Origin of the sequence: Nocardia sp. GP40, assembly GCF_050434125.1 — a bacterium.
Classification (GTDB): Bacteria; Actinomycetota; Actinomycetes; order Mycobacteriales; family Mycobacteriaceae; genus Nocardia; species Nocardia albiluteola.
In genome coordinates, this window is sequence record NZ_JBNPVW010000010.1 from 85,080 (window position 1) to 103,143 (window position 18,064).

Here is an 18,064-nt window from a genome sequence, read left to right on the forward strand (position 1 = left end):
GCCGGGTGTTTCTCGCAGCGCCGGGCCGTCCCGATTGTCAGAGGCCCACCGCGCCGTCGATCCGTTCGCGCAGCAGATCCGCATGGCCGTTGTGCCGGGCGTATTCGGCGATCATATGGGCCAGCACCCAGCGCAGCGAGACCTCCCCGAGCCACTTGTCGTCGCCGGTGATACCCAGATCCGGCGCCGCGACGGTGAACCGTTCGGCGAAGGCGACCTCGGCGCGCCAGGCACCCCAGGCCGCGGTGATCGAGCCCGAATCGGTGCTCGCCCCGTCGAAATCGTCGTCCGGGCGTTCCTCGGAGGTGAACAGCGGCGGGGCCGGTTCGCTCGCCAGGACCCGGCGGAACCAGCGGCGCTCGACATCGGCCAGGTGCCGCACCAGTCCCAGCAGCGACAGCGTCGAGGGCGCGACCGCACGCCGAGCCAGTTCCGTGCCCAGTCCGGCGCACTTGAGTTCCAGGGTGGCGCGCTGACCTGCCAGGATCTCGGTCAGCACGGCGCGCTCGTCCCCGGTCGTGTGTAGGTGGGTGCGCGGATCATGTTCCGGGGCAACGAACATCTCGGCCCTCCGGGTATCGGTCGGCGTCTGCTGGGTGTCGGCCACTCCGCCTCCTTCACATCGCGGCTTCCGGCCGGCTCACAGCGGGCTCGACCGATCGGGCACGATCCGGACGATATCGCGTGCGGCCGTTTGCCGGAACTCCTCGGCGGTACATCGACCTTCCTACGAAGTAAGGATATGCGGTATGTTTGCGCGCCGCAGCCCACTTGGCGCCGAGCGGGGCGGCAGTCCCGCCGGGCGGCCCGATACGCGCCCGGACGGCACGGTATTTCAGCCGAAGGCGGCCTCCGCGGCGGACAGGGCGGCGGCGCGGTCGGTGGCCACCAGGCCGATCCGGGTGCGCCGGTCCAGCAGATCATCCGCGTTCAATGCACCCTCGTGGGTGATGGCATGGGCGAATTCCGCTCGCAGCACATCTATTCCGGGGGCGACGGCCTCGGCCAGGGCGGGATCCCGGTGTGCGAGTTCGGCGATCGCGGGCGCCTCGCTGCCGTAACGCTCGATCAGCCGCGTCGGGGCGTCGAGGTGGTCGCGGGCGGCGCCGGTCACCGCGCCGGTCAACGGGATTCGGCGCGTCCGGCACGGCCCCGCGGCCAGCCCGGCATGGGCGACGGCCGCATCGACGGCGTCCTGGGCCATCTTCCGGTAGGTGGTCAGCTTGCCCCCGACGATCGTGATCGGGCCGCCGGGGGAGTGCAGCACCGCGTGCTCGCGGGAGATATCGGCGGTGCTGTCCCCGCCGGTGCGCAGCAGCGGGCGCAGGCCCGCAAAGCTGCCACGAATATCGCTGCGGTGCAACGGCTCCCGCAGCACCGTGTTGACGGTGTCGAGCAGGAAGTCGATCTCGGTGTCGGTGGGCTCGGGCCGATCCGGCACCGGACCGGGGGCGTCCTCGTCGGTCAGGCCCAGGTACACCCGGTCGTGCGCGGCAGGGAAGGCGAAGACGAACCGGCTGGTGCTGCCCGGAATCGGGACCGTCAGCGACGCGCCGAGCCCCCCGAACGCGGCGGCGTCGAAGACCAGATGGGTGCCCCGGCTGGGCCGCAGCTCGATACTCGGATCGAGCCGGTCGGCCCACACGCCCGTGGCGTTGACGACCGAACGTGCTCGCACGGTGAGGGTTTCGCCGGACAAGGTATCGCGCAGCACCGCCTCGTCGCCGCTCACCCGCTCGGCCTCGACACGAGTGAGGATCGCGGCGCCGTGCGCGGCGGCGGTGCGGGCGATCGCCACCACCAGGCGCGCATCGTCGACCAGCTGACCGTCCCAGGCCAGCAGGGCGCCGCCCAGGCCCTCACGGCGCACGGTGGGAGCCATTCGCAGCGCCTCGGCGGCCGCCGCGCGCCGCGACCGCGGCAACACCGCGGCGGGGGTTCCGGCGGTGCGCCGCAGCACATCTCCGGCCACGAATCCGGTGCGGATCAGCATTCGCTGTGCCGCACCGACTTCCGGCAGCAGGGGCACCAGCTGCGGGATGGGCCGGGTCAGATGCGGTGCGGTGGTGGTGAGCAGCACGTGCCGTTCGACGGCGCTCTCGTGCGCGATCCCCACTCCGCCGCTGGCCAGATAGCGCAGCCCGCCGTGCACCAGCTTCGAACTCCACCGGCTGGTGCCGAAGGCCAGATCGTGCTTCTCCACCAGGACCGTTCGCAGTCCCCGCGCGGCCGCGTCCAGCGCCACCCCGGTCCCGGTCACTCCGCCGCCGATCACCAGCACGTCGACGACGCCGCCGTCGCCGAGTGCGCGCAGCTCCCGCTCGCGCCGCGCCGCATTCAGCGCCGAATCTCCGAAAGCCTGTGCGGATCCGTTCATTTCACCATTCCCATCGGGTATCGGGCGGTCACTGTTTCTCGCATTCCGGGGTCGGGTCACCGGGGCGCAGGTAGCCCTCGATCGCGCGGGTCAGCTCCGCGTCCAGCCGGTGCTCGGGCAGCAGATCGCCGACCATGGCGGCGGACTGCACGGTGGACTGGGCGATCAGCAGCAGCATGGTGGCCAGCTCGTCCGGGGCGCCGGCGCGGATGGAACCGTCCTGCTGGCCCTCGCGGATCAGGCCGGCGAACAGCTGGATGAGAGCGCGCTGATTGCGGCCGAGGCGGCCGAACACATAGGTCAGCATCAGGTCGGTGTCGGTGCGGAAGATCTTGGCGAACAGCGGATTCGCGCGCACGGTCGCCGCGCCCGCGACCACGCCCCCGACGAGGCGGTCCCGAGCGCGCCCGGCGCCGGGCACGGTCCGCCCGATGATGCCGTGCAGCTCCTGAACCAATAGCTCGGCCACCAGCGACCCGGTGTCGGGCCAACGGCGATACACCGTCGGGCGGCTGACACCGGCGCGGCGTGCCACCTCGGTCAGCGTGGTCCGGCGCACCCCGAACTCCTCGACGCAGGCGCGGGCGGCGTCCAGGATGGCTCGGTCGATGGAGCTGGCGCCGTCGGGCGCCGCTGAAGCGTCCTCGGAGCTGGATGGCACGGACATCGATCACCGCCGGGTCGGGCGCGGACCACTGCGAACCGCGCGTCTTAGTCGTTACTACTTGACACTATATGTCAAACTGTAACGCATGACCGAAAACCGACAAGACGCGTCATCCTTCGAAATGCCGGGCGAGTCGTCGTCGCGGCCGAGTATGGTGTGGGACGCCTGGGGCATTCCGTCGGAGCATGCGCCGCTGCCGGAGAAGATCCGGACGTTGCTGGCGCAGGTTTTCGGAGTGTCCGGCGAGTCGGTGTCGCGTCGCGATGAGGGCAGCGTGCCACTACGCACCTCGGCGTTGTCGCAGGCGCATCTCGCTGGGTTGTCCACGGTGGTCGGCCCGGACCAGGTCCGCACCGACCACCGTGCCCGGCTCTTGCACGCCGGTGGTAAGAGCACCCCCGATCTGTTGCGCCGTCGTCTCGACGGGCCGCAGGACGCGCCGGACGCGGTGCTGTTCCCGGCCGATCACGACCAGGTACTCGCCGTCCTGGAGTACTGCACCGAGCAGCGCATCGCCGTGGTGCCCTTCGGCGGCGGCACCAGCGTGGTCGGCGGCGTGGATCCGGCTCGCGACGCATTCGATGCCGTTGTCGCCCTGGATCTTCGGCGTCTGGACAGCCTCACCGACCTGGATCCGGTCAGTGGCACCGTCACCCTCGGCGCCGGGCTGACCGGGCCGCAGGCGGAGAAACTGCTTGCCGCGCACGGTCTTTCGCTGGGGCACTTCCCGCAGAGCTTCGAATTCGCCAGTATCGGCGGATTCGCTGCCACCCGGTCGTCCGGCCAGGCCTCGGCGGGATACGGCCGCTTCGACGACATGATTCAGCGCCTGCGCGTGGCCACCCCCGGCGGCACCCTGGACCTCGGTCGTGCCCCGGCCTCGGCCGCGGGACCCGATCTGCGCGAGCTGTTCTCGGGGTCCGAGGGCACGCTGGGCGTGATCACCGCGGTCACACTGAGGGTGCATCCGGTTCCGGAGACCGTGGGCTATCAGGCCTGGTCGTTTCCCGATTTCGGCACCGGCGCCGCGGCCCTGCGATCCGTGGTGCAGGCCGGGGCCGCCCCGACCGTGCTGCGGCTGTCCGACGAGGCCGAGACCGGCCTGAATCTGGCCCGCGCCGGAGACATCGGCGGTAACCCGGTGACCGGCTGTCTGGCCATCACGACGATCGAGGGATCCGCGGCCCAGGTCGAGGCCCGCGGCACCGAGGCGGCCGCGCTGCTCACCGCCGCGGGCGGCACCGCGCTCGGGGAGCAGGCGGCGCGGGACTGGGAACACGGCCGCTTCGCCGCGCCGTATCTGCGCGATGCGCTGCTGGACGTCGGAATCCTCTGCGAGACGCTGGAAACCGCGACCAGCTGGTCCAATCTGGCCGAGCTGAAGGCGAAAGTCACCGCGGCACTGACGGATTCCCTCGCCGGACAGGGAACTCCGCCGCTGGTTATGTGCCACATCTCGCACACCTATCCCACCGGCGCCTCGCTGTACTTCACCGTGGTGGCCAAGCAGCTCGACGATCCGATCGCCCAGTGGCACACCGCCAAGCACGCCGTCGGCGACGCCATCGCCGCGGCCGGGGGCACCATCACCCATCACCACGCCGTCGGCGCGGACCACCGCCCGTGGATGACCGGCGAGATCGGCGAGTTGGGCGTGCGGGTGCTGCGCGCGGTCAAGCAGGCCGTCGACCCGGCCGGAATCCTCAACCCGGGAAAGCTGATTCCATGACGGGGTCGGTGCTGTTGGTGACGAATCCGCTGTCCGGTCACGGACGGGGATCGGCGGCGGCCGCCGAGGCCGCGGCCCGGCTGCGCCAGCGTGGCGCGGAGGTCACCGAGGTGAGTGGCGCCACGGCCGCGGAATCGCTTCGCCTGGTGCGGGATCGGTTGTCCGGAGACCAGCGGCCCGATGCGGTGGTCTGCGCCGGGGGCGACGGTCTGGTGTGTCTGGTGCTGCAGGCGCTGGCAGGGACCGGGGTGCCCCTCGGGCTGGTGCCCGGCGGCACGGGCAACGATCTGGCGCGTGAATTCGGTGTGCCGCAGCACGATCCGATTGCGGCGGCCGACATCGTGTGCAACCGGTCGGTGCGCGACATCGATCTCGGCGAGGTACACGGCACCTTGCGGTTCGCGACCGTGGCGGGGACCGGATTCGACGCCCGGGTGACGTTGCGCGCCAACCGGATGCGCTATCCCCGCGGCCCGCTGCGGTATTCCGTCGCGGCGCTGGCGGAACTCGCCCGGGGGCTGGCGGTTCCGTATCGCATCGAGCTGTCGGACGCCACGATCGTCGAGACCGAGGCGATCATGGTGGCGGTCGGCAACACCCGGACCTACGGCGGCGGCATGATGATCTGCCCCGACGCGGTCGTCGACGACGGCCAGCTGGATCTCACGGTGGTGGGCGCGATGTCCAGGCGGGAGATGCTGCGCATGCTGCCGGCCCTGTCGTCCGGCAAGCGCATCGATCACCCGGCGATCAGCCAGTATCGCGCGGCCGAGATCACCCTGACCGCGCCCGGCGCCCCCGTGACCGCCGACGGTGACCCGGCCGGCGCCCTGCCCGCGCACTTTCGCGCGCTGCCGGGCGCACAGCCGGTGATCGTGCCGTAACCCGGCGTGGCCCTACCAGGCCTGCACGACGACCAGCCGCGGGCCCGGGGCGACAACGAGGGCGAACCTGCCGTCGGGGTGGCTCGCGGCCTCGTTGATCACACCGGGCATATCCGCGTAGACGTGATTGCCGATCGCGCGCAGCTGCGAATCCGGCCGGATGGACACGCTGATGGCGCTGCGGGGCACGACCTGCTCGAGCAGCGCGGGAACCGGACCGTTGGCCAGCGACTGCGTCTCGCCGTGGTCGAACTCGATCCCGATTCCGCCGATCTTCGGATTGACGACCGGTGCGGCCGCGGCGGCCGAGCCCGCGCCCACCATTCCCGCGACGGCGGCCGCCGCGGCGGCGACGACCAACGTTCGAGTACGCATGGATACCCCTCTTTCGTGCGTGGCCGCCGCACGGCGCGGCCCGGCTTTCCGGGGAGTAAGTGCAGCAGACGTTTCGACTTTTCGCCAGTCCAGTGCGCGATTCGACGGGCGACTACCTGAGGGGCGCCTGAGCAGCAAAGCTGCACCAACACAATGGGTTCGGGAAAAACCTGAGAATTCCATATGGAAAAGGGATTATGGCCCGAAACGGCGGTAATCTGAATCTCGTGGGCGGGGTTTTCGGTGTCCCTCATCCGCCGAAAACCCCGCCCTTCGGGTTTCTCCCACTACTCCGCCGGGCCCCCGGCTCGGGCGCAAAGTCAACCCTTAGAATCACACGGTGACCAGCACAGCCCCTGAGAACCCGCGAAATCGTGCCGACGTACTCCCCAAGAGCTGGAATCCCGGCGAGGTAGAGGCCGACCTGTACGAGCACTGGGTAGCCGCTGGTTACTTCGCGGCCGACGCGAGCAGCGACAAGCCCCCCTACTCGATCGTGCTGCCCCCGCCCAACGTCACCGGCAACCTGCACATGGGCCACGCCTTCGATCACACGATCATGGACCTGCTCACCCGCCGCAAGCGGATGCAGGGCTACGAGGTGCTGTGGCTGCCCGGCATGGACCACGCCGGCATCGCCACCCAGTCCGTGGTCGAGAAGCAGCTCGCCGCCGACGGCAAGTCCAAGGAGGACTTCGGCCGCGAGCTGTTCGTGCAGAAGGTCTGGGACTGGAAGCGCGAATCCGGTGGCGCGATCCAGGGCCAGATGCGGCGCCTCGGCGACGGCGTGGACTGGAACCGCGACCGCTTCACCATGGACGAGGGCCTGTCCCGGGCCGTGCAGACCATCTTCAAGCGCCTGTACGACGCGGGCCTGATCTACCGCGCCGAGCGCCTGGTGAACTGGTCCCCGGTGCTGGAGACGGCGATCTCCGACGTCGAGGTGAAGTACGAGGACGTCGAGGGCGAGCTGGTCTCGCTGCGCTACGGGTCGCTGAACGACGATGAGCCGCACGTGATCGTGGCCACCACCCGGGTGGAGACCATGCTCGGCGATACCGCGGTCGCGGTGCATCCGGAGGACGAGCGCTACGCCGCGCTCGTCGGCAGCACCCTCTACCACCCGATCACCGGTCGGCAGATCCCGGTCGTGGCGGACGACTACGTCGACCCCGAATTCGGTTCCGGCGCAGTCAAGATCACCCCCGCGCACGATCCCAACGACTTCGAGCTCGGCCTGCGTCACGGCCTGCCCATGCCCACCATCATGGACAAGACCGGCAAGATCGCCGACAGCGGAACCGAATTCGATGGCATGGATCGGTTCGAGGCCCGCGTCAAGATCCGCGAGCGCCTGGCGCAGGAGGGCCGGATCGCCGCGGAGAAGCGGCCGTACGTGCACAGCGTCGGGCATTCCGAGCGCTCCGGCGAGCCGATCGAGCCCCGCCTGTCCATGCAGTGGTGGGTGAAGGTGGAATCCCTCGCCAAGGCCGCAGGGGACGCTGTTCGCAACGGGGACACCACGATTCACCCCGCGAGCCAGGAACCGCGCTGGTTCGAGTGGGTGGACAACATGCACGACTGGTGCATCTCGCGCCAGCTGTGGTGGGGCCACCGCATTCCGATCTGGTACGGCCCGGAGGGCGAGATCGCCTGTGTCGGACCGGACGAGCAGGCCCCCGAGGGCTGGGTGCAGGACCCCGACGTGCTGGACACCTGGTTCTCCTCCGGGCTCTGGCCCTTCTCGACCATGGGCTGGCCCGACGCGACCCCGGAGCTGGCGAAGTTCTATCCCACCAGCGTGCTGGTGACCGGCTACGACATCCTGTTCTTCTGGGTGGCGCGGATGATGATGTTCGGCACGTTCGTCGCCGACGATGCGGTCCTCACCGCGGGCAAGCCGGCCGGCGAGCCGCAGGTGCCGTTCCGGGACGTGTTCCTGCACGGCCTGATTCGTGACGAGTTCGGCCGCAAGTACTCCAAGTCCAAGGGCATCGGTGTCGACCCGCTGGAGTGGATCGACGAATACGGTGCGGACGCAACGCGATTCACCCTCGCGCGCGGCGCCCAGCCGGGCAGCGACCTGTCCGTGGGCACCCCGCACGTGACGGCCTCGCGCAGCTTCGTCACCAAGCTGTTCAACGCCACCAAGTTCGCGCTGATGAACGGCGCGGCGCCGGGCGAGCTGCCCGATCGGGCCACCCTGACCGATACCGACCGGTGGATCCTGGATCGGCTGGAAGCCGCTCGGGCCGAGGTCGATTCGGCCTTCGATCGCTACGAGATCGGCAAGGCATGCGAGGGGCTGTACCACTTCGCCTGGGACGAACTGTGCGACTGGTACCTGGAATTGGCGAAGGTGCAATTCGCCGAGTCCGACGAGCGTGCCGCGAGTACCCGCATCGTGCTCGGCAATGTGCTGGATTCCGTACTGCGCCTGCTGCATCCGGCGATCCCGTTCGTCACCGAATCCCTGTGGCAGGCGCTGACCGCCGGGGGCGAGGGTGATTCCATTGTCGTCGCGAGCTGGCCGCAGGCCTCGGGCGTCGCGGCCGATGAGGTTGCCGCGCGCCGCATTTCGGATGCCCAGCGCATGATCACCGAGATCCGGCGGTTCCGCAGCGACCAGGGCCTGACCGACAAGCAGAAGGTCGCGGCCAGGCTGATCGGCATCGAGGCCGCGGATCTGGTTGCGCAGCAGGCCGAGATCGCGAACCTGGCCCGGCTCATCGAGCCCGGGGACGACTTCACCGCCACCGCGTCGCTCGAGGTGCGCCTGTCGGGCGCGACGGTCACCGTCGAACTCGACACCTCCGGCACGGTCGACCTCGACGCCGAACGCCGCCGCCTCGAGAAGGATCTGGCCACCGCGCAGAAGGAGATGGCCGGTACCACGGCCAAACTCGGCAACGAGGCCTTCCTGGCCAAGGCCCCGGACGACGTGGTGGCGAAGATCCGCACCCGCCGGGACGTCGCGGAATCCGAGGTGGCGCGAATCACCGTGCGTCTCGAGGAGATCGCGCGGCCGGCGGCCGGGAAGTGAACGGAGAGCACGTGAATTCGCCGGATTTCGGAGCACCCGATCGCCTGCATTCCGGGCCGTCCCCCGTGGATCTGGCCGAGATGGCACTGGTCGAGGCCGAACTCGACCAGCGCTGGGGTGAGCGGCAACTCGAGCCCTCGCTGACCCGGATCGTGGCCCTGCTGGATCTGCTCGGCTCCCCGCAGCGCACCTATCCCTCCATCCAGATCGCGGGCACCAACGGCAAGACCTCGGTCACCCGGATGATCGACGCGCTGCTGACCGCGCTGCATCGGCGCACCGGCCGCATCACCAGCCCGCACCTGCAGCTGGCTACCGAGCGCATCGCGATCGACAACGAGCCCATCACGCCCGGCAAGTACGTCGAGATCTACCGGGAACTGCAGCCCTACCTCGAGATGATCGACAAGCGGTCCGAGGCCGCGGGTGGGCCGCGGCTGAGCAAATTCGAGGTCCTCATCGCGATGTCCTACGCGGCGTTCGCCGAGGCGCCCGTGGACGTCGCGGTCGTGGAGACCGGCATGGGCGGCACCTGGGACGCCACCAACGTCGTCGACGGCCAGGTTGCGGTGATCACCCCGATCGGCATGGACCACATGGACTATCTGGGCAACGATCTCGCCTCCATCGCCAAGGAGAAGGCCGGGATCATCAAGAAGGCGCCCGAGGATCCGCTGTCCCCGCGCGAGACCGTCGCCGTCATTGCCGAGCAGGAGCCCGAGGCGATGGATGTGCTGCTGCGCCGGACGGTCGAGGCCGACGCCGCCGTTGCCCGCGCGGGGTCGGAGTTCCGGCTGCTCTCGCGCCGCATCGCGGTCGGCGGGCAGGTGCTCGAGATCCAGGGCCTGGGCGGGGTGTACGACGAGATCTTCCTGCCCCTGCACGGGGAACATCAGGCCCGCAATGCCGCGCTCGCGCTGGCGGCGGTCGAGGCGTTCTTCGGCGCGGGCGCGGACCGGCAGCTCGACATCGACGCCGTCCGTGCCGGATTCGCGAGCGCGATCAGTCCGGGGCGGATGGAGCGCATGCGCAGCGCGCCCACCATCTTCCTGGACGCCGCGCACAACCCACACGGCGCGAAGGCCCTGGCCGCGACGCTGACCGACGAGTTCGATTTCCGCAAGCTGATCGGGGTGATCGCGGTGCTGGGCGACAAGGATGCGGCGGGCATCCTGGAGGCGCTCGAGCCGGTCTTCGACGAGATCGTTGTGACCACCAACGGCTCCCCCCGGGCGCTGCCCGTCGACGATCTGGCGAATATCGCCGTCCAGCGATTCGGCGACGAACGGGTCGTCACCGCGGACACCCTCGCCGATGCGGTCGAAACCGCCATCGCCCTGGCCGAGGAGGCGGGCGATGCGGGCGAGCCGGTGTCCGGGGCGGGAATCGTGGTCACCGGATCGGTCGTCACCGCGGGCGCTGCCCGCTCGCTGTTCGGAAAGGATCCTGCTTAGCCATGTCCGATGACGCAGCCTCCAACAAGGAATCCGTGCCGCCCCCGGCCACCGACCCGTGGAAGGGCTTTCGCGGGGTGATGGCCGGTGCGCTGGTGCTCGAGGCCATCACCGTGCTGCTGGCCCTGCCGGTGGTCGCCTCGGTCGGCGGCGGGTTGAGCTGGTGGTCCATCGCCTATCTGGTGGGCTTGGCGGTGCTGATGATCCTCGGCGCCGGGCTGCAGCGGCGCCCGTGGGCGCTGGGATTCAATGTGGCGATGCAGGTGCTGCTGCTGGTGGGGACGTTCATCCACCTGTCCATCGGCATCATCGGCATCGTCTTCGTCTCGGTGTGGGCGTTCATCTTCATCCTGCGCGCCGATGTCAAAAAGCGCATGGATCGCGGCCTGCTGCCGAGTCAGCGGGCTTAGCGGCGCCCGGCGTCACCGCGGGCCGGACGACGATACGACCCGGTGGTTCGTGGTGCCACGGGCGTGCCGGTTAGAGTTGCCCGCGTGACTGAGCAGACGTTGGTACTCATCAAGCCGGACGGCGTGGCCCGTGGCCTGGTCGGTGAGATCATCACCCGCATCGAGCGCAAGGGCTTGAAGATTGCCGAGCTGGAGCTGAAGCAGGTGCCGCAGGAGCTGGCGGCCGCCCATTACGCCGAGCACGCCGAGCGGCCGTTCTACGGCTCGCTGATCGAGTTCATCACCTCGGGGCCGGTTGTCGCCGCGGTCCTCGAGGGCCCGCGCGCCATTGCCGCCTTCCGCCAGATCGCCGGCGGCACCGACCCGGTCGAGAAGGCGGTCCCGGGCAGCATCCGCGGCGACTACGCCCTGGAGACCCAGTACAACCTCGTGCACGGCTCGGACTCGCCCGAATCCGCCAAGCGCGAGATCGCCCTCTGGTTCCCGCAGTTCGCCCAGTAGTCGCTGGTCCCGCACACTCTCGCCCCGCTCGTCCCGGATGGCCGCAATGCCATCCGGGTGCTGGTCGTGCGGTCGCCCGGGAGTCCGGCGGCGGCAACTCAGGCACAGTGAAGGCAAGGTAACTACCTCGGGTGTGGGATACTGGCTGTGGATGTGCTTCGATATCGGCCGTATATGCTGGTGAGGAGCGCAACCGCATGGCACCGCGGCTCGACGCCGATCATCGCTGCCCCGGACGGTTACCAAGACTCGGCTGTCCGGCGCACGCTGGATGAGCGCTCGGGCCCTGGTGTTGGAAGCCAACAGCCAGGCGCCGCGTGATCGGTTACCCGAACGACGACAAACACCGTGATAACGGGTTACGCGGAGCGAAGACCATATGGCCTGACGTCCACGGGGCGGCAGGCGAACAGACAGTGCCCCCGCGTCGGCCGCGTCACTCTCGCATGTGAGTGGGACGCGCCCGGGGGTCCGAGGAGATTTCGTGGCCGATCAAGAGCCGCAGGAAACGTCGCAAGAAACCAATGGACGCGCGCCGGCGTCGGCGCCAGGGGTAGGGGAGGCGGCGCAGTTGCCGGAACGTATCCGGGTGCACGCGCTGGCGAAGCTGCTGGGAACCACCAGCAAACGCATTCTGGCCCATCTGACAGACATGGGGTCCGAGGCACGCAGCGCCCAATCGAGCCTCGACCGTACGGTCGCCGAATCCGTGCGGGAGGCGTTCGTACCCGCCGAACCGGCCGAGGCCGCAGCAGCGCAAACCACACCGGCCGAGACCGCGCCCGCGGAGCCGGTCGAGCAGTCGGCTCCCGAGCCGGTGACAATTGCCGCCCCGGAGGCAGCGGTCGCGGAGCAGGCCGCCGAGGAGTCCGCCCCCGACAAGCCCGCCGAACCGGCCGAGCCGCGTCGGCAGTCGCTGTTCACCAGCCCCTTCCAGAGCCACCAGCCACAGACCGTCGAGCCGGTCACCTTCGAACCGCCCGCGGTGGTTGCCGCGCCGCTGTTCCTGTCGCCGGATGCCGCGGCCGCCGAGGAGGCCCGCCGTCAGCGCCGGGCGGCCCGGCAGGCCAAGGCCGAGCAGGAGCGCGCCGAGGAGCGCACGGCGGAGGAACCGGTCGTCACGGGCTCCACCGCGCAGGACAAGCCCGCTCGGGCCGAATCGGCCCGGGGTTCCGAGGCCGTCGCGGCCGAGTCCGACGATTCCGCCGAGACTGAGGACGCCGCCGCGACCGGCGACTGGGACGACGATCAGTCCCACGACGATACCGATGACGGCGGCCGTTCGCGCCGCCGCCGCCGGGGTCGCCGCGGCCGGGGCCGGGGCCGGGGCGAGCAGTCCGCGGACAACGACGGCGACGAGAACGACGAGTCCGACGAGATCGACGAGCCGGCCGAATCCGCCGAGGATTCCGCCGACACCGAGGGCGAGGAGAGCGCGTCCGAGGGTGAAGCGGAGCCGGAGGGCTCGACCCGCCGCCGTCGTCGCCGTCGCCGCCGCAAGGCCGGTGAGGATGCCGAGTCCGAGCCGTCGGACGACGATCCGCCGAACACCGTCGTGCACGAGCGCGAGCCGCGCAACAAACGGCGCGCATCCGCCTCGGTCGACGAGGTGCAGGGCATCAGCGGCTCGACCCGCCTGGAGGCCAAGCGTCAGCGCCGTCGCGACGGCCGCGAGGCCGGGCGCCGTCGCCCGCCGATCCTGACCGAATCCGAGTTCCTGGCCCGCCGCGAGTCGGTGGACCGGGTGATGGTCGTGCGTGAGAAGGACTTCACCGACCACCCGAGCGCGGTCACCCAGGTGGCGGTGCTCGAGGACAACATCCTGGTCGAGCACTTCGTGACCAGCACCGGTTCGGCGTCGATGGTCGGCAACGTGTACCTGGGCAGGGTGCAGAACGTGCTGCCGAGCATGGAGGCAGCCTTCGTCGACATCGGCCGCGGTCGCAACGGCGTGCTGTACGCCGGCGAGGTGAACTGGGAGGCCGCCGGGCTCGGCGGCAAGGAGCGGAAGATCGAGCAGGCGCTCAAGCCCGGCGACACCGTGCTGGTGCAGGTCAGCAAGGATCCGGTGGGGCACAAGGGTGCCCGCCTGACTACTCAGATCAGCCTGGCCGGTCGCTTCCTGGTGTACGTACCCGGCGGCACCTCCACCGGCATCAGCCGCAAGCTGCCCGATACCGAGCGCAAGCGCCTCAAGGAGGTGCTGCGCGACATCGTGCCGCAGGACGCCGGGGTGATCATCCGCACCGCGTCCGAGGGCGTGGCCGAGGCCGAGCTGGCCCGCGACGTGGAGCGGCTGCAGGCCACCTGGAAGACCATCGAGGAGCAGTCCAAGAACGGCTCGGGCGCGCCCAAGACGCTCTACGAGGAGCCGGACCTGCTGGTCAAGGTCATCCGTGACCTGTTCAACGAGGACTTCTCCAAGCTCGTCATCGAGGGCGAGCGGTCGTGGACGACGGTCGAGAACTACATCCGCACCGTCGCGCCGGATCTGCTGGCCCGCGTCGAGCAGTACGACAACCAGAGTGTCGACGTCTTCGGCAGCTTCCGCATCGACGAGCAGCTGGCCAAGGCCCTGGATCGCAAGGTGTGGCTGCCCTCGGGCGGCACGCTGGTGATCGACCGCACCGAGGCGATGACCGTCATCGACGTCAACACCGGCAAGTTCACCGGCGCGGGCGGTAGCAACCTCGAGGAGACGGTCACCCGCAACAACCTGGAGGCGGCCGAGGAGATCGTGCGCCAGATGCGGCTGCGCGACATCGGCGGCATGATCGTCGTCGACTTCATCGACATGGTGCTCGAGTCCAACCGGGATCTGGTGCTGCGCAGGCTGACCGAGGCGCTGGGGCGCGATCGCACCCGGCATCAGGTGTCAGAGGTGACCTCGCTGGGTCTGGTCCAGATGACCCGCAAGAAGCTGGGCACCGGACTGGTCGAGGCGTTTTCGACTACCTGCGAGCACTGCCACGGTCGCGGCATCCTGGTGCACGACTACCCGGTCGAATCCGCACCAGCCGAGGAGGGCGCGGGCCGGCGTGAGGGCCGGCGTCGCCGCAAGGACAAGGAGAAGCCGGCCGCACCGGCTCCGGTCGTCGCGATCCCCGCTCCGGTCGATGCGCATGCCGCGGAGGAGGAGGCGGCCGCCCGGCGGGCGCATCCGGTGGCGCTGGCCATGGCGGCGCATCACGGCGAGGATGTCGAACCGCACGAGGTCGAGGCCCACGGCGCGCAGGCTGCCGAGGCCGAAGCGGTTGAGTCGGCGGCACAGCCGGAGGCGGCGGAGGTGTCCGGCGCGGCGGCTCAGGCCGGCGAGGGCGTCCGCACCCGTCGGCGCCGGATGCGGTCCGGTCGCGAGGCGGGCCGGGAGCATGCGGCATCGGAGTCGGCATCGACCCGGGAGCCGGATGGATCTGCCACCGCTGCTTCGACCCCGGCGGAGAGTGCGCCGGACCGTGTCGCGGCGGGTGAAAATGGCACCGCCCACCGCGAACCGGCTGCAGCGCATGCCGACTCGGGCGCCGATACCGCGCAGCCGCATCGTGACTCCGATCGGTCGCAGGCGGCCCCGGCCCACGCCGCCACGGCGACATCCGCGTCGGCCCCGGTGCGTCGGGAGCGTCGTCGGGTGGCCCGTACCGTGGCCGCACCGAGCACCGACAACACCGCGGCGGTGTTCGTGCTGAACAGCTCGGACCAGTCGCAGGCCCCCGAGGTCTCGCTCACCGATTTCGAGCCGCCGGTCGTGGTGCCGCGCAGTCGCCCGCGCCGTCGTGGTGCGGGTCGCGCCGCAGGCGCCCCGGAGCAGAACGACTGAGTGATCGATCACAGCCCGTGGCCCCGCCGTTTCGACGGCGGGGCCACGGGCTTTCCTGAGCCCGCGCGCGGTTGCGGCGAGTTCACCCCTGCGTATCGGCGGGCGTGGCGGGCCGGAGCTGGGCGGGGCCGCCGAGCGCCGAGTCGGTGGGTGCGTGCGGCCCGGGCCCGATTAGGTACAGCAGGCCGCGTCCTGTAATCTTGGACAGTCGCTGCTCGGCGACAGCACTGTCTTGTGCTGTGCCCGTGGCCCCGGTTCGAACGAGCTCCCAAGGCTCCGCAAGGGCCACCGGGCGCTGAGGCGGCGTGATTACCAGACCAGTCGTACGGTGGTTTTCCGGTGTGAACCGGCAGACCGCCGCGAGCAGAGTGCCGAGCACTAGCAGAGAAGAGGGCAGCCGACCGATGGCAACGTACGCGATCGTCAAGACCGGCGGAAAGCAGTACAAGGTCGCGGTCGGTGACCTGGTGAAGGTCGAGAAGATCGAGGGTGAGCTGGGCAGCGCGGTGTCGCTGGCGCCCGTGCTCGTCGTCGATGGCGCTGAGCTGACCACCGATGCGGACAAGCTGGCGAAGGTTTCGGTCTCCGCCGAGATCATCGACCAGACCAAGGGTCCGAAGATCCGCATCCACAAGTTCAAGAACAAGACCGGCTACCACAAGCGTCAGGGCCACCGTCAGAAGCTGACGGTCCTGAAGGTCACCGGCATCAAGTAGTCCGACCAGGGGTTCGCACCCCGGCACGAGGAGTTCTGAAATGGCACATAAGAAGGGTGCATCCAGCTCGCGCAACGGTCGCGACTCGAATGCCCAGCGGCTCGGCGTGAAGCGCTTCGGCGGTCAGGCCGTCAAGGCCGGCGAGATCCTGGTTCGCCAGCGCGGCACGCACTTCCACCCCGGCGTGAACGTCGGCCGTGGCGGCGATGACACGCTGTTCGCCCTCGAGGCGGGCGCGGTGCAGTTCGGCACCAAGCGTGGCCGCAAGACCGTGAACATCGTGGTTCCGGAGCCGGTGCAGGCCTGACCGGCGCACCGGAGTTCGCTCCACAAGCTTTTTCCGAAGCGGGTCAGGGTTTGTCAGAACCCCTGGCCCGCTTTGCTGTCTACAGGTGCCGCTCGTCCGGGTGGCGTTGCAAACGAACAGTCCTGAAGGAGGATGATCACCGATATGTCCAAGTTCATCGACCGTGTCGTCTTGCACGTGCACGCGGGCAAGGGCGGCCACGGATGTGCCTCGGTGCGTCGTGAGAAGTTCATGCCGCTGGGTGGACCCGACGGCGGTAATGGTGGCAACGGCGGGGATGTGATCCTCGAGGTCGACCCGAACGTGCACACCCTGCTGGACTTCCACTTCCATCCGCACGCCAAGGGCGGCAACGGCAAGCCCGGCGAGGGCGGCAACCGCGACGGGAAGCAGGGGCAGGATCTGCTGCTGAAGGTGCCCGACGGCACCGTCGTGCTGGACCCCGACGGCGAGGTGCTCGCGGATCTGATCGGGTCGGGCGCGACGTACGTGGCGGCGCAGGGCGGACGCGGCGGGCTGGGCAATGCGGCGCTGGTGTCCAAATCGCGCAAGGCGCCCGGTTTCGCGCTGCTCGGCGAGGACGGGCAGGAGCGCGATCTCGTCCTCGAGCTCAAATCGGTAGCGGACGTGGGGCTGGTCGGCTTTCCGTCGGCCGGCAAGTCCTCGCTCGTCTCGGTGCTGTCGGCGGCCAAGCCCAAGATCGCGGACTATCCCTTCACGACGCTGGTGCCGAACCTCGGCGTGGTGCAGTCGGGTGACACGACCTTCACCGTGGCCGATGTGCCCGGTCTGATTCCCGGTGCGAGCGACGGCCGCGGCCTCGGGCTGGACTTCCTGCGGCACATCGAGCGGTGCGCGGTGCTCGCGCACGTGGTGGACTGCGCCACCCTGGAACCCGGGCGCGATCCGGTCTCGGACGTGGACGCGCTCGAGGCCGAGCTGGCCGCGTACCAGCCCGCGCTGAAGGGCGACGCCGGTCTGGGCGATCTGGCCGATCGGCCGCGCGTGGTCATCCTGAACAAGGCCGATGTCCCCGATGCCGACGAGCTGGCAGACTTCGTGACGCCCGAGTTCGCCGAGCGCGGCTGGCCCGTCTTCAAGATCTCCGCGGTGAGCCGGGAAGGCTTGCGGCCCTTGACCTTCGCCCTAGCCGAGATGGTGGCGCAGTACCGAGCCGCGCATCCGAAGGCGGAGCCGAAGCGGCAGGTCATTCGCCCGGTCGCCAAGGGCGACAGCGGTTTCCGGGTCATTCGGGATCCCGAGGTCGAGGGCGGGTTCATTGTGATCGGCGAGCGGCCCGAGCGCTGGGTGCACCAGACCCAGTTCGACAACGACGAGGCCGTGGGCTACCTGGCCGACCGGCTGGCCCGGCTCGGTGTCGAGGAGCAGCTGGTCAAGATGGGTGCCGAGCCGGGCGCGTCGGTGACCATCGCGGATTACTGCTTCGACTGGGAGCCCGCGATTTCCGCCGGGGTCGAGACGCTGCTGACTCGTCGCGGCGTGGACCCGCGCCTGGATCAGAGCGACCGCATCTCGGCTGCCGAGCGGAAGCATGCCTCCCGGGTTCGCCGTGGTCTGGTCACCGAGGACGAAAACTCCGAATGATCGCAGCGCGTCGCATTCGTGGCAGGGACCCGCATTCGTTGCCGGGCCTCCGAACGGACGCGGCGGTCCGGGCAGCGGGTGGCCCCGGCCTGCCCTCGATGCCCTCCGCGTTTCGTCAGCGAGATGCGTTCTCCCGCCTGGGTAGTCCGCCGCGGCGCGGTGTGATCTGCGCGACGGAC

The 18,064-nt window shown here is 69.8% G+C and carries 14 protein-coding genes; 10 read left to right on the forward strand and 4 right to left on the reverse strand.

Translation table 11 applies throughout. The features are described 5' to 3' along the window. Positions 1-37 precede the first annotated feature (37 nt). From ABH933_RS27915 to ABH933_RS27925, 3 genes are all read right to left on the reverse strand, one after another. Positions 38-607: a DinB family protein gene (locus ABH933_RS27915; RefSeq protein ID WP_429412981.1), complete on the reverse strand. Its 570-nt coding sequence runs from the start codon at positions 605-607 to the stop codon at positions 38-40. 228 nt (positions 608-835) lie between these two features. Beyond that, positions 836-2,377: a glycerol-3-phosphate dehydrogenase/oxidase gene (locus tag ABH933_RS27920; RefSeq protein WP_429412983.1), complete on the reverse strand. Its 1,542-nt coding sequence runs from the start codon at positions 2,375-2,377 to the stop codon at positions 836-838. 28 nt (positions 2,378-2,405) lie between these two features. After that, positions 2,406-3,044 (reverse strand): TetR/AcrR family transcriptional regulator, encoded by a 639-nt coding sequence (locus ABH933_RS27925; protein ID WP_429412985.1) that lies wholly within the window; start codon positions 3,042-3,044, stop codon positions 2,406-2,408. A gap of 151 nt (positions 3,045-3,195) precedes the next feature. Here ABH933_RS27925 and ABH933_RS27930 point away from each other — a divergent pair, with 151 nt between their 5' ends. Both ABH933_RS27930 and ABH933_RS27935 read left to right on the forward strand, forming a co-directional pair. Continuing rightward, the gene (locus ABH933_RS27930) at positions 3,196-4,773 is read left to right on the forward strand and encodes an FAD-binding oxidoreductase (protein ID WP_429415549.1); all 1,578 of its coding nucleotides are present in this window, start codon (positions 3,196-3,198) and stop codon (positions 4,771-4,773) included. After that, positions 4,770-5,657 carry a YegS/Rv2252/BmrU family lipid kinase gene (locus ABH933_RS27935; RefSeq protein WP_429412987.1) on the forward strand — a complete coding sequence of 296 codons (888 nt, stop codon included), beginning with the start codon at positions 4,770-4,772 and terminating at the stop codon, positions 5,655-5,657. The genes ABH933_RS27930 and ABH933_RS27935 overlap by 4 nt, the downstream gene beginning before the upstream one ends. 12 nt (positions 5,658-5,669) lie before the next feature. Here the strand turns inward: ABH933_RS27935 and ABH933_RS27940 are convergent, their stop codons facing one another. Beyond that, positions 5,670-6,032: a hypothetical protein gene (locus ABH933_RS27940; protein WP_429412989.1), complete on the reverse strand. Its 363-nt coding sequence runs from the start codon at positions 6,030-6,032 to the stop codon at positions 5,670-5,672. 340 nt (positions 6,033-6,372) lie between these two features. On the opposite strand from ABH933_RS27940, the gene ABH933_RS27945 reads away from it, so the two are divergent. The 8 genes from ABH933_RS27945 (at position 6,373) to obgE (ending at position 17,885) form a co-directional block, all read left to right on the forward strand. Beyond that, positions 6,373-9,075, forward strand: a complete 2,703-nt coding sequence (locus tag ABH933_RS27945; protein WP_429412991.1) for a valine--tRNA ligase — start codon at positions 6,373-6,375, stop codon at positions 9,073-9,075. Positions 9,076-9,086: 11 nt separating this feature from the next. Beyond that, entirely contained in the window at positions 9,087-10,529 is a 1,443-nt protein-coding gene (gene folC / locus ABH933_RS27950; protein WP_429412993.1) for a bifunctional tetrahydrofolate synthase/dihydrofolate synthase, read from the forward strand. A 2-nt stretch (positions 10,530-10,531) separates the two neighbouring features. After that, a complete protein-coding gene (locus ABH933_RS27955) occupies positions 10,532-10,939 on the forward strand; it encodes a DUF4233 domain-containing protein (RefSeq protein WP_429412995.1) in 408 nt (135 codons plus the stop codon). A gap of 84 nt (positions 10,940-11,023) precedes the next feature. After that, positions 11,024-11,440: a nucleoside-diphosphate kinase gene (ndk, locus tag ABH933_RS27960; RefSeq protein ID WP_215917686.1), complete on the forward strand. Its 417-nt coding sequence runs from the start codon at positions 11,024-11,026 to the stop codon at positions 11,438-11,440. Positions 11,441-11,924: 484 nt separating this feature from the next. Next, entirely contained in the window at positions 11,925-15,257 is a 3,333-nt protein-coding gene (locus ABH933_RS27965; protein ID WP_429412997.1) for a translation initiation factor IF-2 N-terminal domain-containing protein, read from the forward strand. 404 nt (positions 15,258-15,661) lie between these two features. Further along, entirely contained in the window at positions 15,662-15,973 is a 312-nt protein-coding gene (gene rplU / locus ABH933_RS27970; protein WP_215917688.1) for a 50S ribosomal protein L21, read from the forward strand. A 40-nt stretch (positions 15,974-16,013) separates the two neighbouring features. Beyond that, complete coding sequence (gene rpmA / locus ABH933_RS27975; RefSeq protein ID WP_215917689.1) at positions 16,014-16,280, forward strand: 50S ribosomal protein L27; 267 nt, start codon at positions 16,014-16,016, stop codon at positions 16,278-16,280. Between the two features lie 144 nt (positions 16,281-16,424). Beyond that, positions 16,425-17,885, forward strand: a complete 1,461-nt coding sequence (gene obgE / locus ABH933_RS27980; RefSeq protein ID WP_429413000.1) for a GTPase ObgE — start codon at positions 16,425-16,427, stop codon at positions 17,883-17,885. The last annotated feature ends 179 nt before the right edge of the window (positions 17,886-18,064 follow it).